The organism is Pseudomonas sp. B7(2017), from assembly GCF_002112745.1.
Classification (GTDB): domain Bacteria; phylum Pseudomonadota; class Gammaproteobacteria; order Pseudomonadales; family Pseudomonadaceae; genus Aquipseudomonas; species Aquipseudomonas ekonensis.
In genome coordinates this window covers 262675-288851 of the sequence record NZ_NEIP01000002.1, presented here as the reverse complement: position 1 = coordinate 288851, position 26177 = coordinate 262675, and the positions used below count along the sequence as shown (strand labels likewise).

Genomic DNA, 26177 nt, shown 5'->3' with positions numbered 1-26177 from the left:
GCTTGGGCATTGACTCCAAATGAACAACCCGACACCCGACAACTGACCAAAGAGTCAATTGCCGAACTGTCAGTTCATTCACTGCACTGCCGATTCCTGAACCACACGAATCACCCGTTGCGGAAACGGAATATCAATGCCGGCGGTCTTTAAACGGTCGCGGGACAGTTCATTGAACATGAACATCACATCCCAATAGTCTGCGGTCTTGACCCAGACGCGCAGGGAAACAGTGATCGAACTGTCGCCCAGGGTCGAAATAACCGCTTGCGGCGCAGGATCCTGCAACACGCGCTCATCTTTGGCCAACTCCAACAGCACCTGACGGGCCTTTTGCAGATCGGCTTCGTAGTCGACGCCGACATCGAACACGACCTTGCGGGTCGGCTGACGGTTGGTGTTGGTGATGATGCCGTTCGACAGATTACCGTTGGGCACGATGATGGTCTTGTTGTCGCCGGTGCGCAGCACGGTGTGGAAAATCTGGATGCTGTCGACGGTGCCGGCCACGCCTTGGGCCTCGATCCAGTCACCGATGCGGAACGGACGGAACAGCAGGATCAGCACGCCGCCGGCGAAGTTCGCCAGGCTGCCCTGCAACGCCAGGCCGATGGCCAGGCCGGCCGCACCGATGGCCGCGACGAACGATGTGGTTTCGACGCCGATCATCGACGCCACGCTGACGATCAGCAGCACCTTGAGAATGATGTTCGCCAGGCTGCTGATGAAACCTTGCAGCGCCAGGTCGGCATTGCGCAGGGCCAGCAGGCCGCCGAGCTTCTGGGTCACCTTGTTGATCAGCCACCAACCGATGGCCAGGGTCACGACCGCCAGCAAGACGCGGCTGCCGTACTCCATGATCATCGGGATCCACGCCTGAGACACCTTGACGAGGTTGTCCACCTCAGCATTCAAATCCATGTTCTATCTCCTGAATTTTCCGGCTACCCGGGCTATAAAAACCAGCGGCAGAAAGACCGGGCCGAAGGGGCCGGATCGTTTCTGCCGCTGCTTGGGCCTCGGACGCCTTAAACGCCGAGAGGTTCCACAATGATGGCTCAGTCGCGGAAGTTGTTGAACTGCAGCGGCATGCCGAATTCCTTGGCGCGCAGCGCCGCGATGGCTTCCTGCAGGTCATCGCGCTTCTTGCCGGTGACGCGCACCTGCTCGCCCTGGATGGCGGCCTGCACCTTGAGCTTGGCGTCCTTGATGTGCGCGACGATCTTCTTCGCCAGCTCTTTGTCGATGCCTTCCTTGAGCACGGCTTCCTGTTTCATCACCTTGCCCGATGCGAAAGCGTCCTTGACCTCAAGGCACTGCACATCGATCTTGCGCTTGACCAGGGCCAGCTTGAGGATCTCGATCATCGCTTCCAGCTGGAACTCGGCTTCAGCGGTCAGGTTGACGGTCAGGTCCTTGTCCTTGAACTCGAAGCTGCCCTTGCCTTTGAGGTCATAGCGACGATCGAGCTCCTTCACGGCGTTCTCGACCGCGTTGGTGACTTCGTGTTTGTCCAGCTCGGATACCACGTCGAACGACGGCATGTAATCTCTCCAATGAAAAGGCGCGCCCGTACAGGACGCGGCGCGCTTGGCTTGCGGTTAAAATCGGGCTCATTATAACGGGTCTTTTCCCCACCACACGGCGAGCCTTGCATGCCTTTACCCCAGCGAGCGAAAAACTGATGTCCACCCCTTGGCATGTGCTCGGCGCCGGCAGCCTCGGCACCTTGTGGGCCACGCGGCTGGCCCGGGCGGGACGGCCGGTGCGGCTGATCCTGCGTGACGCGGCGCGCCTGCGCGACTACGAAGCGACCGGCGGGCTGACCCTGGTGGAACACGGCGAGCCGGGCACCTGGGCCGTGCCGGCGCAGACGCCGGATCACCCTGAGCCCATCCGGCGGCTGCTGGTGGCGTGCAAAGCCTATGACGCCGAAAGCGCCGTCGCCCGCCTCGCCCCGCGCCTGGCGCCGGATGCCGAGCTGATCCTGCTGCAGAACGGCCTCGGCAGCCAGGAAGCGGTCGCCGCCCGGGTGCCGCACGCACGGTGCATTTTCGCTTCCAGCACAGAAGGCGCCTTCCGCGACGGCGACTGGCGCGTGGTGTTCGCCGGCCATGGCTACACCTGGCTCGGCGACGCCGCGCATCCGGTGGCGCCCATTTGGCTGGACGACCTGAGCGCCGCGAAGATCCCCCACGAGTGGAGCACCGACATCCTCACCCGCCTGTGGCGCAAATTGGCGCTCAATTGCGCGATCAATCCCCTGACGGTGCTGCACGACTGCCGCAACGGCGGCTTGCAGCAGCATGCCTGCGAAGTCGCCACCCTGTGCGCCGAGCTGACCGACCTGCTGGAGCGCTGCGGCCAACCGGCGGCGGCCGACAACCTGCAACAAGAGGTCGAACGGGTGATCCAGGCCACGGCCGCCAACTTTTCCTCGATGCACCAGGACGTGGCGAACCGGCGCCGCACCGAGATCAGCTACCTGCTGGGCCACGCCTGCAAAGCCGCCGAGCGGCACCGGGTGAACCTGCCTCACCTGCATCAGTTGCAGCAGCGCCTGATCACCCATCTGCAACGCCTCGGATTGCCCGGCGATTGAGCAGCGGCTACGCTGGCCACTTGTTCCTTTGCTGCGATAAACCCGATGCCATTGCGCCAGCGCCTCGAAAACCTGCCGGTCGGCCAGAAACTGCTGGCCGCCCTGCTGGTGCTGTTGACCACCGTCCTGCTGGTCGCCAACCTGACCTTCATCAGCGCCGCCTACTACATTTCCCAGGAAAGCATGGCGCCCCAGGCGTTGCAGACCATCGGCCGGCTGGTGTCGAACCCCGCCCTGGTGGCCGAGGCCCTGCAATCGCCGCAAAGCGCTGAGCGGCTGCTCAAGGAGCTCGACAGCTATTCGCCGCTGCGCGCCGCCGCCCTGTATGACGGCAAGGGCGAACGCATCGCCCAGGTGCAGCGCGGCGACAAGCTCAGCCTGCCCGAGCGCTACCGGCACATCGAAGCTTGGCAGTTGACCGAATTCCGCAGCAACCAACTGATCACCCTGCCCCGCCCCGGCGCGGCCCCCGGCCACCTGTTGCTGGTGGCCAGCAGCGAACTGCCGGTGGCGTTCTACACCGGCACCCTCACCGCCAGCCTGGGCATCCTGATCTTCAGCGTACTGCTGTGGCTGGTCATCGCACGGCAAATCAAACGCCTGATCACCCGGCCGATCCACCAGCTCGAAGAGCTGTCGCGCCAGGTGACCCGCGAAGAGAACTACGCCCTGCGCGCCTCCCGGGGCAACCACGACGAGATCGGCAGCCTGGCCGAGGCGTTCAATACCATGTTGTCGCGCATCGAGGCCCGCGAGCAGCAGCTCAAGCGTGCCCGCGACGACTCCCAGGCCGCCTACGACCAGGCCCAGGGCCTGGCCGAGGAAACCCGCCACACCAACCGCAAGCTGGAACTGGAAGTCCAGGTGCGCAGCAAGATCGAAAAGAAGCTCACGGGTTTTCAGAACTACCTCAACAGCATCATCGACTCCATGCCCTCGGCCCTGATCGCCCTCGACGAACAGCTCTACGTCACCCAGTGGAACCAGGAGGCCAGCGCCCTTTCCGGCACGCGGCTGGACGAAGCGCTGAACCAGCCGATCTTCCTCGCGTTCGAACCGCTCAAGCCATTCCTGCCGCAGCTCAAGCAGACCGTCGAGCAGCACACCGTGGCGAAGATCGAGCGGGTGACCTGGCTCAAGGACGACGAGCCCAAGCACTACGCCCTCACCTTCTACCCGCTGATGGGCGGCGCCGGGCGCGGCGTGGTGATTCGGATCGACGACATCACCCAACGCCTGTCGCTTGAGGAAATGATGGTGCAGTCGGAGAAGATGCTCTCGGTCGGCGGCCTCGCCGCCGGCATGGCCCACGAAATCAACAACCCGCTGGGGGCGATCCTGCACAACGTGCAGAACATCCGCCGGCGGCTGTCGGCGGACCTGCCGAAGAACCTGGAGCAGGCCGAACTGCTGGGCCTGGAACTGGAGGCGGTCAACCGCTACCTGCAGAACCGCGAAGTGCCGCAACTGCTCGACGGCATCCAGCAGGCTGGCGCCCGGGCCGCGAAGATCGTCACCCACATGCTCAGCTTCAGCCGCCGCAGCACCCGGCAAATGGCCCCGTGCGACCTGCCGGCGCTGATCGACCAGGCCGTGGAGATCGCCGGCAACGATTTCGACCTGGCCATCGGCTTCGACTTCAAGGGCCAGGCGATCGTCCGCCAGTTCGACCCGGCGCTCGGCCCGGTGCCGGGCACCGCCAACGAACTGGAGCAAGTGCTGCTCAACCTGTTGAAGAACGCCGCCCAGGCCATCCACCAGCGCGAAGACGACCGCGAGCCGGGACGGATCACCCTGCGCACCCGGCTGAACCCGCCGTGGGCGGAGATCCAGGTCGAAGACAACGGCATCGGCATGAGCGAGAACGTGCGCAAACGCACCTTCGAACCGTTCTTCACCACCAAGGAAATCGGTCAGGGCACAGGGCTTGGGCTGTCGGTGTCGTACTTCATCATCACCAACAACCACAAGGGCCAGATGGAGGTGCAGTCCACGCTCGGCCAAGGCACCTGCTTCACCCTGCGCCTGCCGCTCGTGCAACCGACCGCCAATGCACCCGAACTGAATCAGATAGCGAGGTAAACCATGGGCTTTCGCCTGTCGAAGATCTACACCCGCACCGGCGACAAGGGCGAGACGGGCCTGGGCGACGGCCGTCGCGTGCCCAAGGATCACCCACGGATCGAGGCCATCGGCGAAGTCGATTCGCTGAACAGCCAAATGGGCGTGCTGCTGGCGGGGCTGATCGCCGAGCGCGGGCAATGCCCGGGGCTCAATGAACTGATCGAGGTGCTTGCGCCCTGCCAGCACCGGCTGTTCGACCTCGGCGGCGAACTGGCGATGCCGGCGTATCAGGCGTTGGACACGGCCGAGGTGGAGCGCCTGGAGGCCGCCATCGATGTCTGGAACGAAGAGCTGGGGCCGCTGGAGAACTTCATTCTGCCCGGCGGCTCGATGCTGATCGCCCAGGCCCACGCCTGCCGCAGCCTGGCCCGCAGCGCCGAGCGACGGTGCCAGCACTTGAATGCCGTGGAACCGCTGGCCGGCGTCGGGCTGGCGTACATCAACCGGCTGTCGGACCTGCTGTTTGTGGCGGCGCGGCTGATTGCCCGTCGCCAAGGGATCGCCGAGATCCTTTGGCAGCCGGCGGCCAAGCCTTCAGGGCAGTAAAAGCCATCGCCAGCAGGCTGGCTCCCACAGTTATCTCGGTTGAATGCAGCCTCTGTGTTCACCGCAGAACCCTGGGGGAGCCAGCCTGCTGGCGATGAGGCCGGCAAGCTCACCGCAAGCTCAAGCCTGCGGCCAGAACGCCCGAATCCCCGCCACGCCCTGGGCCCCGACACCCCAGGCCTTCTCCCGCTCCGCAGGGCCGACGCCGCCCAACAGGAACACCGGCTTGCTGAAGCCCTCGATCAACGCCCGGGCCTGTTCCCAGCCCAGCGGCTGCGCGTCCGGATGGGTCAGGGTCGGCTGCACCGGCGACAGGGTCACGAAGTCCACGCCCATCTGCTCGGCCAGCGCCAGCTCTTCGGCGTTGTGGCAGGACGCCGCCAGCCAGCGGTTGGCCGGCAACGGACGCCCCGCTGCCGCGTGCTTGCGCAACTGCGCCGCAGTGATGTGCCAACCGGCGGAGGGGAAATCCCCCAGCCATTCGAACGGCCCCTTGAGCATCAGCTGAGCCTTGCCGGCGCAAAGCCCCACCGCATCCACCGCCAGATCGCGGTATTTGGGGTCGTAGCCGTTTGGCGCGCGCAGCTGGATCAGTTTGATCCCGCCGGCGATGGCCTTCTGGATGCCCCGCAACAAGGCCGGCGTCTCCAGGCCGTCCGGGGTGATCAGGTATTCGCCGGGCAACCGTGCCGCCGCGACGATCGGCTGGTTGGCCGCCGGGAACTCGTAGTTCGCCAGCTCCCGGGCCGTCACCCAGGCCAACGGCTGGCCTTCGGCGCCGTGGGGCTCGCCGGTGAAGGCTGCGACCTCCCAGACATCCAGCAGCACCTGCTTGTCCGGATAGTCGTGGCGCACCTTGATCAGCGGGCGCGCCTGGCCGACCACGATCCCCAGCTCTTCGCGCAGCTCACGGGCCAGCGCGGCCTCGACCGATTCGCCGTCCTCGACCTTGCCGCCGGGGAATTCCCACAACCCGCCCTGATGCTGGCTGTCCGCCCGTTTGGCGATCAGGATCTTGCCGCTGCCGTCACGGATGACGGCCGCAGCGACGTGTACACGTTTCACGACTGCAACTCCTCAAGGCCCGCCTTCTGCCAGGCCTGGAAGGCCGGCCATCGGTAGACCGTTTCAACATAGGCTTCGTCCGCCGCCGGCAGGCTCACCTGATAGGTGCGCAGGCGCACGGCGATCGGGGCGAAGAACGCGTCGGCCAGGCTGGCGCGACCGAACAGGTAGGGACCGGTTTCCGTAGCCACGGCGCGGCACTCGGCCCACAGCGCGAGCATGCGCTCGATGTCGGCCTTCACTTCCGGCGGCACCGGGTTCAGCGGCGCTTCGTGGCTCAGGTCGAACGGCATGTGGTTGCGCATGGCGAAGAAACCGCTGTGCATCTGGGCGCAGGCCGAGCGGGCCTGGGCGCGGGCAGCGACGTCGGCGGGCCAGAGCTGCGCAGCCGGGAACTGCTCGGCCACGTATTCGGCGATGGCCAGCGAGTCGGCGATGGTGCCGTGGGGGGTCTTGAGCAGCGGCACCTTGGCGGTCGGCGAGTGCTTGAGCAGACGCTCGCGGGTGTCGGGCTTGCCGAGCTTGACCCGTTCTTCGGTGTAGGCCGCACCGGCCAGCTCAAGGGCCAGGGCACCGCGCAGGGACCAGGAGGAAAGCAGTTTGTCGCCGATGATCAGGTGCAGGGACATGGTTTGGCGCCTTTTCGTCAGTGGAAAACGTCGGGACTTTCAGTGCCGGGCCGCCGTCATCGCCAGCAGGCTGGCTCCCACAGAACCTGCATGCGCAGAATGTCCGTTGCGGGAGCCAGCCTGCTGGCGATGGCCGCGACCCGGTTCCGAATCAGGTGCGGTATTCGGCGTTGATCTTCACGTACTCGTGGGACAGGTCGGTGGTCCAGATCGTTTCGCTGCAATCGCCGCGGCCCAGCTCGATGCGGATGGTGATCTCTTCACGCTGCATCACCGCCGCGCCTTGGGCTTCGGTGTAGGTCGCGGCACGGGCGCCGCGGCTGGCGATGCACACTTCGCCGAGGAACACGTCGATCTTGCTCACGTCCAGGTCCGGCACGCCGGCACGGCCCACGGCCGCCAGGATGCGGCCCCAGTTCGGGTCGGAGGCGAACAGCGCGGTCTTGATCAGCGGCGAGTGGGCGACGGTGTAGCCGACGTCCAGGCATTCCTGGTGGTTGCCGCCGCCGTTGACTTCGACGGTCACGAACTTGGTCGCGCCTTCGCCGTCGCGCACGATGGCCTGGGCCACGTCCATGCACACCTCGAACACCGCCTGCTTGAGCTTGGCGAACAGCTCGCCCTCGGCCCGGGTGATTTCCGGCAGCGCGGCCTTGCCGGTGGCGATCAGCATGCAGCAGTCGTTGGTCGAGGTGTCGCCGTCGATGGTGATGCGGTTGAACGACTTGTTGGCGCCGTCCAGCATCAGGTTCTGCAGCACGTCGCGGGAGACCTTGGCGTCGGTGGCGATGTAGCCGAGCATGGTCGCCATGTTCGGCCGGATCATGCCGGCGCCCTTGCTGATGCCGGTCACGGTGACGGTCACGCCGTCATGCCGGAACTGGCGGCTGGCGCCCTTGGGCAGGGTGTCGGTGGTCATGATGCCGGTGGCGGCGGCTTCCCAGTTGTTTTCCGACAGGTCGTCCAGGGCGGCCTGCAGCGCGCCTTCGATCTTCTCGACCGGCAGCGGCTCGCCGATCACGCCGGTGGAGTACGGCAGCACCAGGCTGGCGTCCACGCCGGTCAGTTCGGCCAGCTTGGCGCAGGTGCGCTCGGCGGCGGCCAGGCCCGGCTCGCCGGTGCCGGCGTTGGCGTTGCCGGTGTTGGTCAGCAGGTAACGCACCGGATTCTTCACGCGCTGCTTGGCCAGGATCACCGGCGCTGCGCAGAAAGCGTTCAACGTGAACACGCCGGCCACGGTGGAGCCTTCGGCACAGCGCATCACGACGACATCCTTGCGCCCCGGGCGCTTGATGCCGGCCGAGGCGATACCGAGTTCAAAACCGGCAACCGGGTGCAACGTTGGCAAAGGACCAAGACCAACAGCCATGAATGCGCTCCTCAATCAGTAATGTCAGCACCGCCACACGGAAAAGCGGCGGGATAAATGGCAAAACGCCGCGACGGCTGATGCCGGTCGCGGCGCGGGTATTTCAGCGATTGAAACGGGTTTTACTGGATCTGCCCGTGGCAATGCTTGAATTTCTTGCCCGAACCGCAATAGCACAGCTCGTTGCGGCCCAGTTTCTGCTCGTTGCGAACCGGCGCGGCGGCGAGGGCCACGTCGACCTCTTCACCCACTTCTTCCGGCTGCGCTTCCAGGCCGGGGGCCTCGGCGTGCTGGAACTGCATGCGGGCGGCCAGCGCTTCGGCTTCCTGGCGCAGACGGGCCTCTTCCTCGGCCGGGTCTTCGCGGCGCACCTGAACGTGCGACAGCACACGGATCGAGTCGCGCTTGATCGAATCCAGCAGTTCGGAGAACAGCGTGAAGGACTCGCGCTTGTACTCCTGCTTCGGGTTCTTCTGGGCATAGCCGCGCAGGTGGATGCCGTGGCGCAGGTGATCCATGGTCGACAGGTGGTCTTTCCACAGGTCGTCCAGCACCCGCAGCACGATCTGCTTCTCGAAGGAACGCAGGGCGTCGGCGCCGGCCTGGTCTTCCTTCTCGTTGTAGGCGGCGACCAGCTCGTTCAGCAGCTTCTCGCGCAGGGTCTCTTCGTACAGGTGATCGTCTTCGTCGAGCCATTTCTGGATCGGCAGCGATACGCCGAAGTCGCTCTGCAGCGCGGCTTCCAGGCCGGCCACGTCCCACTGCTCCGGCAGCGACTGCGGCGGGATGTGGGCGCTGACGGTGGCGTTGAGCACGTCCTGGCGGAAGTCGGCGATGGTCTCACCGACGTTGTCGGCGGCCAGCAACGTGTTGCGCATGTGATAGATCACTTTACGCTGTTCGTTGTTGACGTCGTCGAACTCCAGCAGTTGCTTGCGGATGTCGAAGTTGCGGCCTTCGACCTTGCGCTGCGCCTTTTCGATGGCGTTGGTCACCATGCGGTGCTCGATCGCCTCGCCCGGCTGCATGCCCAGGGCCTTCATGAAGTTCTTCACCCGGTCGGAGGCGAAGATGCGCATCAGGCTGTCTTCCAGCGACAGGTAGAAGCGGCTGGAGCCGGCGTCGCCCTGACGGCCGGCACGGCCACGCAGCTGGTTGTCGATACGGCGGGATTCGTGACGTTCGGAGGCGATCACCTGCAGACCGCCCGCCTCCAGCACTTGCTGGTGACGCTTCTGCCAGTCGGCCTTGATCTGGGCGATCTGCTCAGGGGTCGGGTTTTCCAGCGAAGCGACTTCCACTTCCCAGTTGCCGCCCAACAGGATGTCGGTACCGCGACCGGCCATGTTGGTGGCGATGGTCAACGCGCCCGGACGACCGGCCTGGGCGATGATTTCCGCTTCCTTCTCGTGGAACTTGGCGTTCAGCACCTTGTGCTCGATGCCTTCTTTCACCAGCAGGTTGGACATGTGCTCGGACGTTTCGATGGTGGCCGTACCGACCAGCACCGGACGGCCGGCCGCCATGCTTTCCTTGATGTCGTTGACGATCGCCGCGTATTTCTCTTCGGCGGTCAGGAACACCAGGTCGTTGTAGTCCTTACGGGCCAACGGCTTGTTGGTCGGGATCACGATCACCGGCAGGTTGTAGATCTGGTGGAACTCGAACGCTTCGGTGTCGGCCGTACCGGTCATGCCGGACAGTTTGGTGTACAGACGGAAGTAGTTCTGGAACGTGGTCGAGGCCAGGGTCTGGCTTTCGGCCTGGATGTTCAGGTTTTCCTTGGCTTCGATGGCCTGGTGCAGGCCCTCGGACAGACGGCGGCCCGGCATGGTGCGGCCGGTGTGCTCGTCGACCAGCACGACCTGGCCGTCCTGCACGATGTACTCGACGTTGCGGTGGAACAGCTTGTGCGCACGCAGGCCGGCGTAGACGTGGGTCAGCAGGCTCAGGTTGTGCGCCGAGTACAGGCTCTCGCCTTCGGCCAGCAGGCCGATGCTGGTCAGCTGGTCTTCGATGAACTGGTGGCCGGCCTCGTTGAGTTCGACCTGGCGGGTCTTCTCGTCAACGGTGTAGTGGCCTTCCTGGGTGACTTCGCCTTCGACCTCTTCGACGTGCAGCTTGAGTTTCGGGATCAGTTTGTTGATCTCGATGTACAGCTTGGAACTGTCCTCGGCCTGGCCGGAGATGATCAGCGGGGTACGGGCTTCGTCGATGAGGATGGAGTCGACTTCGTCGATCACGGCAAAGTTGAGTTCGCGCTGGAATTTCTCTTCCATGCTGAACGCCATGTTGTCGCGCAGGTAGTCGAACCCGAATTCGTTGTTGGTGCCGTAGGTGATGTCGGCGGCGTAGGCCAGACGCTTTTCCTCAGGCGGCTGGAACGGCGTGACGATACCGACGGTCAGGCCGAGGAACTCGTACAGCGGACGCATCCAGTTGGCGTCGCGGCGGGCCAGGTAGTCGTTCACCGTCACCACATGCACGCCCTTGCCGGACAGCGCGTTGAGGTAGACGCCCAGGGTGCCCACGAGGGTCTTGCCCTCACCGGTGCGCATTTCGGCGATCCGGCCTTCGTGCAGGGTCATGCCGCCGATCAGCTGAACGTCGAAGTGACGCATGCCCATGACGCGCTTGCCGGCTTCGCGGGCGACCGCGAACGCTTCGGGCAGCAGCTTGTCGAGGGTTTCCCCTTTGGCGATGCGGTCCTTGAACTCGGCAGTCTTGGCGCGCAGTTGATCGTCCGAAAGGGCGACCATCTTCTCTTCGAAGGCATTGACGAGTTGCACCGTCTTGAGCATGCGTTTGACTTCACGCTCGTTCTTGCTTCCAAAAAGTTTCTTTAACAAAGGCGCAAACATATCGGCAGGATCTTCCACACTAAAGGGATGGAGGGCGGCCCCGTGAGTCGCCCGTGCAGCCCTCATGGCCGCATGCGAACGAGCATTCTACCCGGAAACGGTGGTGAGGAAAGTGGCGATGTTCCACGATGCTGGCACTGCGCTTTGACGGGGCTCACTTAAAATAGGGGCGTTTTGCTCGACTTCAAGCCGTACGGCGCTCAAGTCAGTCGGTGATTTAAGGGGCAAAGCAGGGGCAAAAGCAATGGGGCAAGTGCGTGAGCCGCTTCCTGTTAACATAGTGCCCCCGTCAATTTCGGTGTTCGATCATGGCATTTCGCCCGCACACAGCCAAGGCACCCGCTGTCCTGCTTCGCGAAGCCAGGCCGCTGAAGGCCATCCTCAACCACGCCCAACGCCTGGGGCACCTGCAGCGCCTGCTCGAAACCCAGTTGCAGCCGGCCGCCCGCGAGCACTGCCATGTGGCCAAGTGGCGTGAAGGGGATTTGTTGCTGATTGTCACCGACGGCCACTGGGCCACCCGCCTGCGCTATCAGCAAAAACGCCTGCAACGGCAATTGCAGATGTTCGACGAGTTCGCCGGGCTGACGCGGATTCTGTTCAAGGTGCAGCCACCGACCGTCCAGCGCGGGCCGAGCGAACACAACATCGACCTGTCGACGGATGCGGCGGCGACCCTTCAGTCCACCGCCGAGGGGATCAGCGACCCGAACCTGCGGGCGGCGCTGGAGCGGCTGGCGGCACACGCCAAGAACAAAGGCTGACCGCCAGCCTGCTGGCGATGGCGGCGCCGGTCAGAGCCGCTTGCTGCCGCCCAGCAAAGAGCCCATCAAGCCGCGCACCAATTGCTTGCCCAACTGGTTCGCCGCCTGTCGCATCGCCGATTTCAGCGCCTGCCCCGCCGCCGTGCCGAGGAACTCCCCGGCGCGATCGGCCAGGCTCGGTTCCTCTGCCGCCGGTTTGCCCGGCGCCGCTTCGGCCTCCGGCGCCAGCCCCTTGCGGCCCATCAGGATCTCGTAGGCCGACTCGCGGTCGATGGGTTTGTCGTAACGCCCCTTGAACGGCGATCCGCCGATCAGCACGGTGCGTTCGGTCTCGGTCAACGGCCCGATCCGCGATTGCGGCGGCGCCACCAGCACGCGCTGCACCGTCTCCGGGGTGCCTTTTTCCTGCAAGGTGCCGACCAGCGCTTCGCCGATGCCAAGCTCGGTCAGCACCGTCAGGGTGTCGAACGCAGGATTGGGCCGGAAGCCGTCCGCCACCGCCCGCAGGGACTTCTGTTCCTTGGCGGTGAAGGCCCGCAGGCCGTGCTGGATGCGCAGGCCCAACTGCGCCAGCACATCGTCCGGCAGGTCGCCCGGCGACTGGGTGACGAAATACACCCCCACGCCCTTGGAGCGGATCAGCCGCACCACCTGCTCCAGCCGATCCTGCAAGGCCTTGGGCGTATCGGTGAACAGCAAATGGGCCTCGTCGAAGAACAGCGCCAGCAGCGGCTTGTCGGCGTCGCCGCGCTCGGGCAACTGCTCGAACAGCTCAGCCAGCAGCCACAGCAGGAAGGTCGCGTACACCTTCGGCGCCTCGTGCACCAGGCGGCTGGCGTCGAGCAGATGAATGCGCCCGCGCCCGTCGGCCGCCGGCTGCAGGATGTCTTCGAGCTGCAGCGCCGGCTCGCCGAACAGCGCTTCGGCGCCCTGCTGCTCCAGCGTCGCCAGACGCCGCAGCAGCGCTTGACTCGAGCCGGTGGTGAACAGTGCCGCATCCTCGCCCAACAGTTGCGGGTTGTCCTTGAGGTGGTTGAGCAGCGCCTTCAGGTCTTTCAGGTCCAGCAACAGCAGCCCTTCGCGATCCGCCACCTTGAACGCCGCGTACAACGCCGACTGCTGGCTGTCGGTGAGTTCCAGCAGGCTGCCGATCAGCAGCGGGCCCATTTCGCTCAAGGTGGTGCGCAACGGATGACCGGACTGACCGTGGATGTCCCACAGCGTCACCGGATAGGCCTGAGGGGTTTGGTTCAGCCACGGCATGCCGGCGATGCGCTCGGCGACCTTGCCCTGAGGATTGCCGGCGGCCCCGAGGCCGCACAGGTCACCCTTGACGTCGGCGGCGAACACCGCGACCCCGGCGTCGCTGAACGCTTCGGCCAGGCGCTGCAAGGTGACGGTCTTGCCGGTGCCGGTGGCGCCGGCCACCAGGCCGTGGCGGTTGGCCAGGCGCATGGCCTGGGCGATCGGTTGCCCGGCGAGATCGGCGCCGATTACGAGTTGCAGAGAGTCAGGCATTTTGTCACCTAATGGTTAATCTTTGATTCTGCATGGCCGATACATAAAGGCGAGAGACCCAGCCACAAGCTTGGTCTGACATTTCCCTAAGGAGAGACGGAAATATCAGCTTACTTTCACCCTTGCCCATTCTGCGCGCTTCCATAAAAGCACGTCCTGGACATTAAGACCTTAGCGGAACCCCAAGCCATGAACAAAAACCTGCGCTTCAGCCATAAAATCCTGCTTGCCGCCGCCCTCATCGTCATCGCCGCCTTCGCCTCGTTCACGCTGTACAACGACTGGCTGCAACGCAACGCGATCCGCGAGGACCTGAACAACTACCTCAACGAGATGGGCGAGGTCACCGCCGGCAACATCCAGACCTGGCTCAACGGCCGCATCCTGCTGATCGAGAACGCCGCCCAGAACATCGCCATCAACCCGGAACCGTCGACGGTCGCCGGTCTGCTGGAACAGAAAGCCCTGACGTCGACGTTCATGGCTTCCTACCTGGGCGATGCCACCGGCCACTTCACCATCCGCCCGGACGCCAAGATGCCGGACGGCTTCGACCCCCGCGTCCGCCCCTGGTACAAGGGCGCCGAGGGCAGCAGCACCTCGACCCTGACCGAACCCTACATCGACGCGGCCACCGGCCAGTTGATCATTTCCATCGCCACGGCCTCGAAAAAGGCCGGTCAGAGCGTGGGCGTGGTCGGCGGCGACCTGAGCCTGCAAACCCTGATCGACACCCTCGCCGCCCGTGACTTCGACGGCATGGGCTATGTGTTCCTGGTCAGCGCCGACGGCAAGATCCTGGTGCACCCGGACAAGGCCCTGGTGATGAAATCGCTCAAGGAAGCCTACCCGCAGGACACCCCGCGCATCAGCAGCGACTTCAGCGAAGTCACCGTCGACGGCAAGACCCGCATCGTCACCTTCACCCCGATCAAGGGCCTGCCGTCGGTGAACTGGTACATCGGCCTGTCGGTGGACAAGGACAAGGCGTTCTCGATGCTCAGCCAGTTCCGCACCTCGGCCGTGATCGCGACCGTGATCGCGGTGGCAATCATCATCGCCCTGCTCGGCATGCTGATCCGCATCCTGATCCAGCCGCTGCACGTCATGACCCGCGCCATGGAAGACATCGCCGACGGCGAAGGCGACCTGACCAAGCGCCTGACCATCCAGAACCAGGACGAGTTCGGCGTGCTCGGCACCGCGTTCAACCGTTTCGTGGAGCGCATCCACGGTTCGATCCGCGAAGTGTCCTCGGCCACCGGCCAAGTCAACGAAGTCGCCCTGCGGGTGGTCGCAGCGTCCAACTCGTCGATGTACAACTCCGACCAGCAGGCCTCGCGCACCAACAGCGTGGCCGCCGCGATCAACCAGCTCGGCGCCGCCGCCCAGGAAATCGCCCGCAACGCCGCGCAAGCCTCGACCCAGGCCAGCGACGCGCGCAACCTGGCCGAAGACGGTCAGCAGGTGGTGGACCGCAGCATCAAGGCGATGAACCAATTGTCGAGCATGCTCAGCGCGTCGAGCACCAATATCGAATCGCTCAACAGCAAGACCGTGAACATCGGCCAGATCCTGGAAGTGATCACCAGCATTTCCCAGCAGACCAACCTGCTGGCGCTCAACGCCGCCATCGAAGCGGCCCGTGCCGGCGAGGCGGGCCGCGGCTTCGCCGTGGTGGCCGACGAAGTGCGCAACCTGGCGCACCGCACCCAGGAGTCGGCGCAACAGGTGCAGACCATGATCGAGGAACTGCAGGTCGGCGCCCGGGAATCCGTCAGCACCATGAGCGACAGCCAGCGCCACAGTCAGGACAGCGTGGAGATCGCCAACCAGGCCGGCGAACGCCTGAGCAGCGTGACCCAGCGCATCGGCGAGATCGACGGCATGAACCAGTCGGTGGCCACCGCGACCGAAGAGCAGACCGCCGTGGTGGAGTCGATCAACGTCGACATCACCGAGATCAACACGTTGAACCAGGAAGGCGTGGAAAACCTGCAGGCCACTCTGCGCGCCTGCTCGGACCTGGAGCAGCAGGCGGCGCGGCTCAAGCATCTGGTGGGCACCTTCCGGATCTGAGGCGCCCTCACCGGCCTGCTCGCGATCGCGGCGGGATTGCCGGCCCCGATGGGGGCTGGTTTGCCGTCATCGCCAGCAGGCTGGCTCCCACCGGTTTTTGCGGCGGACACAGAATCCGCAAACGCCGCAAAAACCTGTGGGAGCTGGCTTGCCAGCGATGAGGCCGCAACAACCGACATCTTTGGCGACTGATCCAACGCTCCCACTAAAGCGGTGGGAGCCAGCCTGCTGGCGATGGCGTCAGCCCAAACACCGCCAGTCAGGTGAGGGTGCAACGCAAACCACTGCGGCGCTAACGCTCCACCGACTCCCCCTCAGGCTCGTCGTTCTCCTCCTGATCCTTGAGCCGCTCCCACAGCTCAGCCGCGCCGGGAAACTCCGTCCCGTCCTCCGGGCCCATGTCATCCGGGTCGTAGCGGGCCAGACACCCCTCCCCCAACGTCGCAGGCGCTTTTGAAGTGGCTTTGTCCAGTGGATCGCTCATGGCATCTCCTCGGGGTTCGAACGGATTCTGCGGATAAAAAAAAGGGCCTGGACGATTGAACGCCCAAGCCCTTGCTTTTTCAACCGATGCCTTTGGGGCCGGTCAGAACACCACGGTCTTGTTGCCGTGCACCAGCACGCGGTCTTCCAGGTGATAGCGCAGGCCGCGGGCCAGCACCATCTTCTCGACGTCACGGCCGAAACGCACCATGTCCTCGATGCTGTCGCTGTGGCTGACGCGCACCACGTCCTGCTCGATGATCGGGCCGGCGTCCAGCTCTTCGGTCACGTAGTGGCAGGTTGCGCCGATCAGCTTCACGCCACGCAGCGAAGCCTGGTGGTATGGCTTGGCGCCGACGAACGACGGCAGGAAGCTGTGGTGGATGTTGATGACCTTCTGCGCGTACTCGCTGCACAGTTCCGGCGGCAGGATCTGCATGTAGCGCGCCAGCACCACGACGTCGGCTTCGTGCTGGCGAACCAGGCGCGAGACTTCGGCGAAGGCCGGCTGTTTGTCCTGCGGGTTCACCGGCACGTGGTAGTAAGGGATGCCGTGCCACTCGACCATGCTGCGCAGGTCGTCGTGGTTGGAGATCACGCAGGCGATCTCGCAGTCCAGCTCATCGCTGTGCCAGCGGTGCAGCAGGTCGGCCAGGCAGTGGGACTCGCGGCTGGCCATCAGCACTACGCGCTTTTTCTGCTCGGTGTCGGTGATGCGCCAGTCCATCGAGAACTCTTCGGCGATCGGCGCGAACTTCTCGCGCAGGGTTTCGATGCCGAACGGCAGGGAGTCGGCACGGATTTCGTGACGCATGAAGAACCAGCCGACCTGATTGTCCGAGTGGTGGCTCGCTTCGGTGATCCAGCCGTTGTGGGACGCCAGAAAGTTACTGACTTTGGCAACGATGCCAACGCGGTCCGGGCAGGAAATCACCAACCGAAAGGTGCGCATGAGGGGGAAACTCCAGAACTTCGCAAAGGCGGCCATTCTAGCGACTGTGCGCAAAAACTGCAGTATTGATGACCGCCCGGTCCGTTTCCGGGGCGGACGGGACGCTCGCCACCGCCTGCCGTCAGGGGCGCAGGCGCAAAAGCCATGGGCGAACGGACGACCGTGAATATCGCTGAAGACTGCATCACATTATTTAACCGAATATTCAATTCAGGCCTTTTCATCGAAACTAATTCAAATAAATGACCCGGTTAAATGTTTACTTGATGAAACAGCCTGACTATTATTGCGGCACTGTCCCTGCCACCCAGCACTCCTACATAAGGTAGTAACCATGTCCTTGATCAACGAATACCGCGCCACCGAAGAAGCCATCAAAGAGCTGCAAGCCCGTCTGCAGAACCTGTCGCAAGACGACAAACTGCAAAAAGAACTGGAATTCGAAGGCAAACTGCGCGCCCTGATGGGCGAGTACTCCAAGTCCCTGCGCGACATCATCGCGCTGCTGGATCCAGAGTCCAAAACCAAGGCCCCACGCGGCGGCGCAGTCAAAACTACCGGCACCAAGCGTGCACGCAAAGTTAAACAATACAAGAATCCGCACAACGGTGAAGTCATCGAAACCAAAGGCGGCAACCACAAGACTCTGAAAGAGTGGAAAGCCAAGTGGGGCGGTGACGTGGTCGAGAGCTGGTCCACCCTGCTGGGCTAAGCTGCAACCCCCGTCGCAGACACGTCCGCGACACACGAAGAAACGCCAGCATCCGCTGGCGTTTTTTTATGCCTTCAATTTTATGGGGACTTGTCCGGATTCACAGGTTCAAACGTTTGCGCAACACCTGGACATAATCCTGCCATTGCGCGAGCACCGCACTTTGCTCAGGCGTCGCACTAAGCGCCCATTGCCCCATGGCTTCGGCAAATGATGTCAGGGTATTGGGAGCCCCCCACTCGCTGTCCGACAACCGCTGCCGGCAGAAATCCGTCCAGCGTTGTTGTTCTTCGGAATTCAACGTCTGCGCAAAGTTGCGCGCTCGATATCGAAACAACAACTCCGGCAGACGTTCATCATCGAAAGGCCATTGTTCCTGCGCCAATTGCGCAGGATCCGCCGCCCTCACTTGTTCACACAGACGCCGATCCCGGTCGCCGATAAATCCGTCGTACAACTGTTGTTCCGGATCTTCGCTCGGGGTGAATTCCTCACTGGCGTAAATGGCCGGGATCTTATCTTTCCAAACTTGCTGTGCGTCACTTAGCCGCAAGGCACGGGCCTGATACAACGCCATGTCCAGGCCAAGCCGTTGTTGATCCTGGGCACGCAATACCGACATCGGCGCCACCACCGGACAGCGGTTGATGTGGATCTGCTTGAGCGGCACCGGCAGTTCGCCTTCGGCCAGGTCTTCGCGCCGGGTGTACAGGCGCCGGCGCAGGGTGTCGGCATCCAGATCCAGCAACCCCTGCGGATCGAGGTGCAGGTCGCAGACGATCAGCGCGTTGCGGTTGCGCGGATGCCAGGCCAACGGCAACACCACGCCCACATAATGCCGCGCCGCCGAAAAGCGGCCGGAAATGTGCACCATCGGCTGCATCAGGCGGATCTGATCCATGACCTTCTGTTTGCTGCGCAGTTGAAACAGCCAGTCATACAGTTTCGGCTGCTTCTCGCGGATCAGCCGCGCCAGGGCGATGGTGGCGCGCACGTCCGACAGCGCTTCGTGGGCATGACCGTGATCGATGCCATTGGCGGCGGTCAGGCGTTCGAGCTTGAGCGTCACCCGCCCTTCGTCGTCGGTGGGCCATTCCAGGCCGTCAGGACGCAAGGCATAGGCGGCGCGCACCACGTCGATCAGGTCCCAGCGGCTGTTGCCGCCCTGCCATTCCCGGGCATAGGGATCGAAGAAGTTGCGGTACAGGCTGTAACGGGTCATTTCATCGTCGAAGCGCAAAGTGTTGTAGCCCGCGCCGCAGGTGCCGGGCGCCGCCAGTTGCGCATGCACCCGGGTCATGAAGTCGGCTTCGCTCAGGCCGTCGCTGGCCAGGCGGCCGGGCGTGATGCCGGTGATCGCGCACGCCGCCGGATGCGGCAGGATGTCGTCGCTGGGCCGGCAATAGAGATTGACCGGCTCGCCGATCTCGTTGAGCGCGTGGTCGGTGCGGATGCCGGCCACCTGCAGCGGGCGGTCGCTGCGCGGGTTGATGCCGGTGGTCTCGTAGTCGTACCAGAAGATGGAAGTCACGGGGTGTTCCTGAACTGAAGATCGGCGAAGTCTAGGCGCTCGACCGCCGTCACGACCAGCGCGGCATCATTCAGGCACATTTCGCGGCGCGGTGTGCAATACATAGTTATGTCGTTTTCCCCCAAGAGGCTGCTAGCATCGGACGCACTCGTATCCCCATCCGGCGACATCTCAGGTAGCCCATGTTCGAGCCTTCAGCACCGCCAAGGAAAGCACCGCTGGTTACGCCGCAGGACACCCGGCATCAGGTCGAGACGCCGGAAGGCATCGACCTGCCTTTGCGCCCGGCAGGGCTGCCGGTGCGCGCGGTGGCATTCGCCATCGACCTGGCCCTGCGGGGAGCGGCGCTCGGCGTCCTGTTCATGGCGCTGGCGGCATTGGGCAGGCTCGGCATGGGCCTGGGCTCGCTCCTGCTGTTCGGGGTGAGCTGGTGGTACATGGTGCTGTTCGAGGTGCTGCGCCAGGGCCGGTCGCCGGGCAAGCAGTGGATGGGCCTGCGGGTGGTGCACGACGACGGCACGCCGGTCGGCTGGTCGGCCTCGCTGCTGCGCAACCTGCTGCGCGTCGTCGACCTGATGCCGTTCGGCTACTTCCTGGGCGCCCTCAGTTGCCTGCAGCACCCGACCTTCAAACGCCTGGGCGACATCGCCGCCGGCACGCTGGTGGTCTACGGCGAAACCCCGCCCCGACCTCCGTCATTGCCTGAGGCTGTTCCCCGCCGTTGTCCGGTGTCCCTCACCTTGAGCGAGCAACGTGCCGTGCTCGGTTTCGCCGAACGCCAAGGCGAACTGTCGCCGGCAAGGGTCAACGAACTCGCCGCCCTGCTCGCCCAGCCGCTGCACATCAGCGCACCGAAGGCGGTCGGCGAGCTCAACGGCATCGCCCGCGGCCTGCTGGGCCCGACATGAAGCAGAACCTCTTCGAAAACCGCCACAAGGCCGAATGGGAGCGTTTCGCGCTGGCGCTCGAACGCCTTGAGCGTGGCAAGGACACCTCGCAGGTGGCCGGTTTCCCCAAGGCCTACCGCCGGCTCTGCCAGCACCTGGCCCTGGCGCAGGAGCGGGGCTACAGCAGTTTCCTGATCGACTCGCTGCAGCAGCAGGCGCTGCGCGGTCATCAGCAGTTGTACCGCCAGCGCAGCCGGGCCGGCGCCGGTCTGGCGGGGTTCGTCCTTGCCGGGTTTCCCCGCACGGTGCGCGATGAATGGCGGTTCGTGCTGACCGCCGCCCTGCTGTTCTTCGCCAGCCTGATCGGCTTCGGCGTGCTGGTGCGGCTGTTCCCGGACCTGGTGTACACCCTGATTCCCGCCGACCAGGTGCGCGAGGTGCAAAGCATGTACGACCCGGCCGCCGGTCATCTCGGGCGGCCGACCGAACGGGCGGCCAGCGAAGACTGGGTGATGTTCGGCTATTACGTCATGCACAACATCGGCATCGCCTTCCAGACCTTCGCCAGCGGGCTGCTGCTCGGGCTGGGCAGCGTTTTCTACCTGGTCTACAACGGCCTGTTCATCGGTGCGGTGGCCGGGCACCTGAGCGCCATCGGTTTCGGCCAGCCGTTCTGGTCGTTCGTGATCGGCCACGGCGCCTTCGAGCTCACGGCCATCGCGCTGTCCGGGGCGGCGGGGCTGAAACTGGGCTGGGCCTTGGTCGCCCCCGGGCGCCTGCCCCGCGGCGAAGCGCTCAGGCACGCGGCGCGCCAAAGCGTGTCGCTGGTGTGCGGGGTCATGCTGTTCCTGCTGATCGCGGCCTTCATCGAGGCCTACTGGTCCTCGCGCGCCACCGTGGCGCCGCTGACCAAGTACGGGGTCGGCGCAGGGCTTTGGGTCTTGGTGGCCGCCTATCTGCTGTTTGCCGGAAAGGCCCGCCATGCGCCTGAGTGACGCCACCGTGGCGATCCGTCCGCGCTCGACCTGGGAAGCCATGGATCTGGGCGTGCTGATGAGCCAGCGGCACCGGCGCCTGCTGATGACCAGTTGGGCCCTCGTCACCTTGCCTTTGTTCGCCCTGCTGAGCCTGTCGCTGTGGCGTTCGCCGTCGCTGGCCCTGTTCATCTTCTGGTGGCTGAAGCCGGCCTACGAACGCTTGCCGCTGTATATCCTCTCCAGGGCCCTGTTCGGTGAAACGCCGACCCTGAGACAGACGCTGCGGGAATGGCCGCGCCTGCTCAAGCCGCAGTTGCTCGCCAGCCTGACCTGGCGCCGCCTGAGCCTGAGCCGCAGCTTCCTGCTGCCGGTGGTGCAGCTCGAAGGCCTGTCCGGCAGCGCGCGCCAGCAGCGTCTGCGGGTGCTGCTGCAACGCAATGCCGGGGCGGCGCAGTGGCTGACGATCATCGGCGTCCATCTCGAAACGGCGCTGTGGATCGGTCTGATGGTGCTGTTCTACCTGCTGCTGCCGCAACAAATAGAAACCGATTGGGACTGGCAGAGCCTGATCCTGGCCGCCGATCAGGACTGGCTTTGGCTGGAACACCTGACCAACGCCTTCTACGCCTTGGTGCTGGTGGTATGGGAGCCGGTCTACGTGGCCTGCGGCTTCAGCCTTTACCTGAACCGGCGCACCGTGCTGGAGGCCTGGGACATCGAACTGGTGTTCCGCCGCCTGCGCCAGCGCCTGAGCGGCGTCGCGCCGGTCCTGCTGCTGGCGTTCGCCTTGCTGTGGTCCGCCCCGCCGACCGCCTGGGCGGCGGAACCGGCCGACGCCCCGCAGGCGCCGCGCCTGCTGCACCAACCCCTCACCAGCCAGGCCTCCCGCGACGACATCAAGGCATTGCTGGAGCAACCGCCGTTCAAGAACCCGGAAACCGTCACCCGCTACCGCTTCGGCGACGATCCCGAACAGTCAGAGAAAACCCACGAAGGCGGCGTGCCGCAATGGCTGGAAACGCTGTTCGACTGGCTCGACAGCCGGCATTTCGACGGCCTTGCGCAATTGATCGAAGTGCTGTTGTGGGGCGCCTTGTCGGCCGCGCTCGGCTGGCTGATCTGGCGCTACCGCGATTGGCTGCAGGCATTCGCCGGCCGTCGTCCGAAGAGGCCGTCACGCCCGCACCGCCCCGCGCCGCAGCAGGCCTTCGGCCTCGACCTGAACCGGGAAACGCTGCCCGACGACATCGCCGCCAGCGCCGAACAGCTCTGGGCCAGCCAACCCCGGGCGGCGTTGGGCCTGCTCTACCGGGCGCTGCTCAGCCATCTGCTGCACGACTTCGGCCTGACGCTCAAACCCGCCGACACCGAACACCAGGTGCTGGCGCAGATCGAGCGGTTGCAGCGCCCGGAACTGCTTGCGTTCAGCCGCAGCCTGACCGGGCACTGGCAGAACATGGCCTACGGGCACCGGTTGCCCGCCGCGCACCTGCAACAGGAACTGTGCGACGGCTGGCGCACCCTGTTCGGCCCGGGAGCGGCGCATTGAACCGGCCCGCGGTCAGGCTGGCCGCTGCCTTGGCCGTCGCCCTGCTGGGCGCGCTGTGCCTCTTGCTGTACCTCAAGGCCGAACCCTACCAGAGCGTGATCGACCACGGCCCCTCTCCCGCCGCGCAGGCCAATCCTTACCTGGCGGCGGAGCTGTTCCTGCGCGGGCGCGGCCTGTCCGTCACCCATGCCGAAAGCCTGGATGCGTTGCCCGGCATCGACCCGCGCCGGCACACACTGCTGCTGTTCGGCGACCGTTCGAACATGACGCCGCGGCAGGTCGAGCAAACGCTCAACTGGGCCCGTGCCGGCGGACGGCTGGTGTTCGTCGCCGAATCGCTGTGGGACGAACGCAGCGGCCAAAGCAACGACCTGTTGCTCGACCGTGTGCAGCTTCACCAGTCGCTGAGCAAGGATCTCAAGGAGCCTGCGCCGGACGCGGCGGACGATCCCTACCCCAATTTGACCAAGCTGTACCTGGAAGACGAAGACGCCCCGGCCTACGTCGGCTTCGACACCGACTTTCACCTTGAAGACCCGAAGAACCTGGCCCAGGCCTGGGCCAACAGCGGCAGGGCCACCCACATGATGCAACTGCCCTACGGCGTCGGCACGATCACCGTGGTCACCGATGCCGAACTCTGGAAGACCCCGGACATCGCCCGGCACGACAACGCCTGGCTGCTCTGGTACCTGAGCGCCGACACCTCGGTGACCCTGCTGTTCAACACGGCCCGCGACGGCCTGCCGACCCTGCTCTGGCGCCACTTTCCGCAAGCCATCGTGGCCCTGACGGCCCTGATCCTCTTGTGGCTGTGGCACGCCGGCGTCCGTCACGGGCCGGTCGTTGCGCCCGCCCCCGGCGGACGCCGGCAATTGCAGGAGCATCTGCGCGCCAGCGCCGGTTTCATCCTGCGCCACAACGGGCAGCGGACATTGCTGCAAGCCCTGCAGCAGGATGTGCTGCGCCGGGCCCGACGGCGCCATCCGGGCTTCGATCAATTGAACGTGGCCGAGCAATGGCTGGCGCTGTCGCGCCTGACCCGGCAGCCGACCCGCGCCATCAGCCAGGCCCTGAGCCCGGTGCGCAAGCAGCGCCTGTCCGGCGCCGAATTCAGCCGGCAGGTCGCCCACCTGCAATCCTTGAGGAACGCCCTATGAACGAACAGACCGAGCCCGGCGCCGCCAGCCATGCCGCCCAGCAACGCCAGCGGGCCACCCAGTTGGCCCAGGCGGTGCGCAACGAACTGCAGAAGGCCCTGATCGGCCAGGACAGCGTGATCGACGACGTGCTTACCGCCCTGATCGCCGGCGGCCACGTCTTGCTCGAAGGCGTGCCGGGGCTCGGCAAGACCCTGCTGGTCCGGGCCCTGGCCAAGACGTTCGGCGGCGAGTTCGCGCGCATCCAGTTCACCCCGGACCTGATGCCCAGCGACGTCACCGGTCACGCGGTGTACGACCTGCAGACCGAACAGTTCAAGCTGCGTAAGGGGCCGCTGTTCACTCACCTGCTGCTGGCCGACGAGATCAACCGTGCGCCGGCCAAGACCCAGGCCGCCCTGCTGGAGGCCATGCAGGAGCGCCAGGTCACCCTCGAAGGGCGGGCCCTGCCCATCGCGCAACCGTTCATGGTGCTGGCCACCCAGAACCCGATCGAGCAGGAAGGCACCTACCCGCTGCCCGAAGCCGAACTCGACCGGTTCATGCTCAAGGTGCGCATGGACTACCCGGACGCCGACCAGGAACTGGACATGGTGCGACAGGTCACCCGCTCCAGCCGTGCCGACATGCTCGACGTGCAGCCGCTGCGCACGGTGCTGCAGGCCAAGGACGTCCAGGCCCTGCAACGCATCGCCAGCGACCTGCCGCTGGACGACCAGGTGCTCGACTATGCCGTGCGCCTGGCCCGCAGTACCCGCAGCTGGCCGGGTCTGAGCCTCGGCGCCGGCCCCCGGGCCTCCATTGCGCTGGTGCGCTGCGCCCGGGCCCGTGCCGTCCTGCGCGGCGCCGAGTTCGTGATCCCGGATGACATCAAGGGCTGTGCGCTGGCGGTGCTGCGCCATCGGGTGCGCATCACCCCGGAGCTGGACATCGAAGGCCTGCAAGTGGATCAGGTGCTCCAGCAACTGCTCGACCAAGTGCCGGCGCCGCGCCAATGACGCCGCCCCTCACCACAAGGGGGACGCAACCGTGAAACCGTCGAAACGGCTGCTGGTCTGGCTGTCGGCCCTGCTGGCCCTGGGTGTCCTGCTGGGCAGCCTGAGTGCGTTGGACATCGACACGCCACCCAGCCTGCAAGCGGTCAACTGGGGCATGCTCCTGGCATTGCTGGCCTTGGCGGTCCTGGATGCCCTCCGTCTCCAGCGCCTGCCCTTGCCCCGGGTGCAGCGGCAAGTACCGGGCAGCCTGGCGCTCGGCCGCTGGGGCGAGGTGAGCCTTACGGTCGGTCACGACTTTGCCGAACCGTTGCGCATCCGACTGTTCGACCATGTGCCGGACGGCCTTGACTTCGAGCACCTGCCGCTGACGGTCGAACTGCAGCCGGGCCAAGCCAGCCAGGTCGGTTATCGCGTGCGGCCGCTCAAGCGCGGCCACTTCCGCTTCGAGCATTGCGAGGTCAACCTGCCGAGCCCCTTGGGCCTGTGGTCAGGCAAACGCCTGTTGTCCGTGATGGACAACACCCGGGTCTACCCCGACTTCGCCCGGCTCTACGGCGGGCAACTGCTGGCGGTGGACAACTGGCTCAGCCAGCTCGGCGTGCGTCAGCGGCAACGGCGCGGGCAAGGCCTGGAATTCCACCAGTTGCGCGAATTCCGCGAAGGCGACAGCCTGCGCCAGATCGACTGGAAAGCCACCGCCCGCCAGCGCACGCCGATCGCCCGCGAGTACCAGGATGAGCGCGATCAGCAGATCATGTTCCTGCTCGATTGCGGGCGGCGCATGCGCAGCCAGGACGATGAGCTGTCACATTTCGACCATGCGTTGAATGCGTGCCTGCTGCTCAGCTATGTGGCGTTGCGCCAGGGGGATGCGGTGGGGTTGTGCACGTTTGCAGGCGAGCAGGAACGCTACCTCGCGCCGATCAAGGGGCCCGGACAACTCAATGTGTTGCTCAACGCCGCCTATGACCTTGAAAGCGGTCAGCGCTCGGCGGATTACCAGAGCGCTGCCCGGAAACTGCTGACACGGCAGAAGCGTCGGGCCCTGGTGGTGCTGGTGACCAACCTGCGCGATGAGGATGACGATGATCTGCTCGTGGCGGTCAAACATTTGAGCCAACAACATCAGGTGCTGGTGGCCAGCCTGCGCGAGGCAACGCTTGATCGGATACGCAGCTCGCCGGTGCAGACCCTCGATGAAGCGTTGGCCTACTGCGGCACGGTGGACTTTCTCAATGCACGGGCAGAATGTCATGAGCGGTTGGGGGCTCATGGGGTGGCGATGCTGAACCTACGGCCTGAGGAGCTGGGAACCGATCTGGTGACCCGCTACTTGAAGTACAAGCGCGCCGGGTCGTTTTGACCCGGCTC

Annotated in this window: 22 protein-coding genes and 1 pseudogene; 13 read left to right on the top strand and 10 right to left on the bottom strand. The window is 65.0% G+C overall.

What is annotated here, in order from left to right; translation table 11 throughout:
• Positions 1-78: 78 nt before the first annotated feature.
• Together CAG29_RS04730 and CAG29_RS04725 are read right to left on the bottom strand one after the other, a co-directional pair.
• Positions 79-921, bottom strand: a complete 843-nt coding sequence (locus tag CAG29_RS04730) for a mechanosensitive ion channel family protein (protein ID WP_085580438.1) — start codon at positions 919-921, stop codon at positions 79-81.
• A 137-nt stretch (positions 922-1058) separates the two neighbouring features.
• Positions 1059-1544 carry a YajQ family cyclic di-GMP-binding protein gene (locus CAG29_RS04725; protein ID WP_085580436.1) on the bottom strand — a complete coding sequence of 162 codons (486 nt, stop codon included), beginning with the start codon at positions 1542-1544 and terminating at the stop codon, positions 1059-1061.
• A gap of 140 nt (positions 1545-1684) precedes the next feature.
• Between CAG29_RS04725 and CAG29_RS04720 the strand changes: the two genes are divergently transcribed.
• The 3 genes from CAG29_RS04720 to CAG29_RS04710 are packed head-to-tail and all read left to right on the top strand — an operon-like array spanning position 1685 to position 5272.
• Complete coding sequence (locus tag CAG29_RS04720; protein WP_085636608.1) at positions 1685-2602, top strand: putative 2-dehydropantoate 2-reductase; 918 nt, start codon at positions 1685-1687, stop codon at positions 2600-2602.
• 45 nt (positions 2603-2647) lie between these two features.
• Entirely contained in the window at positions 2648-4684 is a 2037-nt protein-coding gene (locus CAG29_RS04715) for a HAMP domain-containing sensor histidine kinase (RefSeq protein WP_085629527.1), read from the top strand.
• 3 nt (positions 4685-4687) lie between these two features.
• On the top strand, positions 4688-5272 hold the full coding sequence (locus CAG29_RS04710; protein ID WP_085580430.1) for a cob(I)yrinic acid a,c-diamide adenosyltransferase: 585 nt from the start codon (positions 4688-4690) through the stop codon (positions 5270-5272).
• A 120-nt stretch (positions 5273-5392) separates the two neighbouring features.
• Here CAG29_RS04710 and CAG29_RS04705 read toward each other — a convergent pair whose 3' ends face one another.
• The 4 genes from CAG29_RS04705 to secA form a co-directional block, all read right to left on the bottom strand.
• Positions 5393-6337 (bottom strand): Nudix family hydrolase, encoded by a 945-nt coding sequence (locus CAG29_RS04705; protein WP_085693919.1) that lies wholly within the window; start codon positions 6335-6337, stop codon positions 5393-5395.
• Entirely contained in the window at positions 6334-6966 is a 633-nt protein-coding gene (locus CAG29_RS04700; protein WP_085580426.1) for a glutathione S-transferase, read from the bottom strand. The genes CAG29_RS04705 and CAG29_RS04700 overlap by 4 nt, the downstream gene beginning before the upstream one ends.
• A 151-nt stretch (positions 6967-7117) precedes the next feature.
• Positions 7118-8335, bottom strand: coding sequence for a bifunctional glutamate N-acetyltransferase/amino-acid acetyltransferase ArgJ (gene argJ, locus CAG29_RS04695; protein ID WP_085580424.1), 1218 nt, complete (start codon positions 8333-8335; stop codon positions 7118-7120).
• 122 nt (positions 8336-8457) lie between these two features.
• Complete coding sequence (secA, locus tag CAG29_RS04690) at positions 8458-11196, bottom strand: preprotein translocase subunit SecA (protein ID WP_085580422.1); 2739 nt, start codon at positions 11194-11196, stop codon at positions 8458-8460.
• 308 nt (positions 11197-11504) lie between these two features.
• Between secA and CAG29_RS04685 the strand changes: the two genes are divergently transcribed.
• Positions 11505-11960 (top strand): DUF721 domain-containing protein, encoded by a 456-nt coding sequence (locus CAG29_RS04685; protein WP_085693918.1) that lies wholly within the window; start codon positions 11505-11507, stop codon positions 11958-11960.
• 30 nt (positions 11961-11990) lie between these two features.
• Here the strand turns inward: CAG29_RS04685 and CAG29_RS04680 are convergent, their stop codons facing one another.
• Positions 11991-13478: a helicase HerA-like domain-containing protein gene (locus tag CAG29_RS04680; RefSeq protein ID WP_085693917.1), complete on the bottom strand. Its 1488-nt coding sequence runs from the start codon at positions 13476-13478 to the stop codon at positions 11991-11993.
• Positions 13479-13667: 189 nt separating this feature from the next.
• On the opposite strand from CAG29_RS04680, the pseudogene CAG29_RS28965 reads away from it, so the two are divergent.
• Positions 13668-14699, top strand: a pseudogene (locus tag CAG29_RS28965) (cache domain-containing protein); the annotation flags it as partial.
• A gap of 93 nt (positions 14700-14792) precedes the next feature.
• Positions 14793-15557: a methyl-accepting chemotaxis protein gene (locus tag CAG29_RS28960; protein ID WP_371856095.1), complete on the top strand. Its 765-nt coding sequence runs from the start codon at positions 14793-14795 to the stop codon at positions 15555-15557.
• A 292-nt stretch (positions 15558-15849) separates the two neighbouring features.
• Here CAG29_RS28960 and CAG29_RS04670 read toward each other — a convergent pair whose 3' ends face one another.
• Both CAG29_RS04670 and purU read right to left on the bottom strand, forming a co-directional pair.
• Positions 15850-16041 (bottom strand): hypothetical protein, encoded by a 192-nt coding sequence (locus CAG29_RS04670; RefSeq protein WP_085580414.1) that lies wholly within the window; start codon positions 16039-16041, stop codon positions 15850-15852.
• 102 nt (positions 16042-16143) lie between these two features.
• Complete coding sequence (gene purU / locus CAG29_RS04665; RefSeq protein ID WP_085580412.1) at positions 16144-16992, bottom strand: formyltetrahydrofolate deformylase; 849 nt, start codon at positions 16990-16992, stop codon at positions 16144-16146.
• A gap of 334 nt (positions 16993-17326) precedes the next feature.
• On the opposite strand from purU, the gene mvaT reads away from it, so the two are divergent.
• The gene (gene mvaT, locus CAG29_RS04660) at positions 17327-17704 is read left to right on the top strand and encodes a histone-like nucleoid-structuring protein MvaT (RefSeq protein ID WP_085580410.1); all 378 of its coding nucleotides are present in this window, start codon (positions 17327-17329) and stop codon (positions 17702-17704) included.
• Positions 17705-17804: 100 nt separating this feature from the next.
• Here the strand turns inward: mvaT and sbcB are convergent, their stop codons facing one another.
• On the bottom strand, positions 17805-19235 hold the full coding sequence (sbcB, locus tag CAG29_RS04655; protein ID WP_085636602.1) for an exodeoxyribonuclease I: 1431 nt from the start codon (positions 19233-19235) through the stop codon (positions 17805-17807).
• Between the two features lie 182 nt (positions 19236-19417).
• Between sbcB and CAG29_RS04650 the strand changes: the two genes are divergently transcribed.
• Genes CAG29_RS04650 through CAG29_RS04625 form a run of 6 tightly spaced genes read left to right on the top strand, consistent with a single transcriptional unit; the run spans position 19418 to position 26169 of the window.
• Entirely contained in the window at positions 19418-20143 is a 726-nt protein-coding gene (locus CAG29_RS04650; RefSeq protein ID WP_085693916.1) for an RDD family protein, read from the top strand.
• The gene (locus CAG29_RS04645) at positions 20140-21117 is read left to right on the top strand and encodes a stage II sporulation protein M (RefSeq protein ID WP_085693915.1); all 978 of its coding nucleotides are present in this window, start codon (positions 20140-20142) and stop codon (positions 21115-21117) included. The genes CAG29_RS04650 and CAG29_RS04645 overlap by 4 nt, the downstream gene beginning before the upstream one ends.
• On the top strand, positions 21104-22648 hold the full coding sequence (locus tag CAG29_RS04640; protein ID WP_085693914.1) for a DUF4129 domain-containing protein: 1545 nt from the start codon (positions 21104-21106) through the stop codon (positions 22646-22648). Before CAG29_RS04645 ends, CAG29_RS04640 begins: the two co-directional genes overlap by 14 nt.
• Positions 22645-23808, top strand: a complete 1164-nt coding sequence (locus CAG29_RS04635; RefSeq protein ID WP_085693913.1) for a DUF4350 domain-containing protein — start codon at positions 22645-22647, stop codon at positions 23806-23808. The genes CAG29_RS04640 and CAG29_RS04635 overlap by 4 nt, the downstream gene beginning before the upstream one ends.
• Entirely contained in the window at positions 23805-24806 is a 1002-nt protein-coding gene (locus CAG29_RS04630; protein ID WP_085580396.1) for a MoxR family ATPase, read from the top strand. The genes CAG29_RS04635 and CAG29_RS04630 overlap by 4 nt, the downstream gene beginning before the upstream one ends.
• 31 nt (positions 24807-24837) lie before the next feature.
• Positions 24838-26169: a DUF58 domain-containing protein gene (locus tag CAG29_RS04625; protein WP_085693912.1), complete on the top strand. Its 1332-nt coding sequence runs from the start codon at positions 24838-24840 to the stop codon at positions 26167-26169.
• Positions 26170-26177 lie beyond the last annotated feature (8 nt).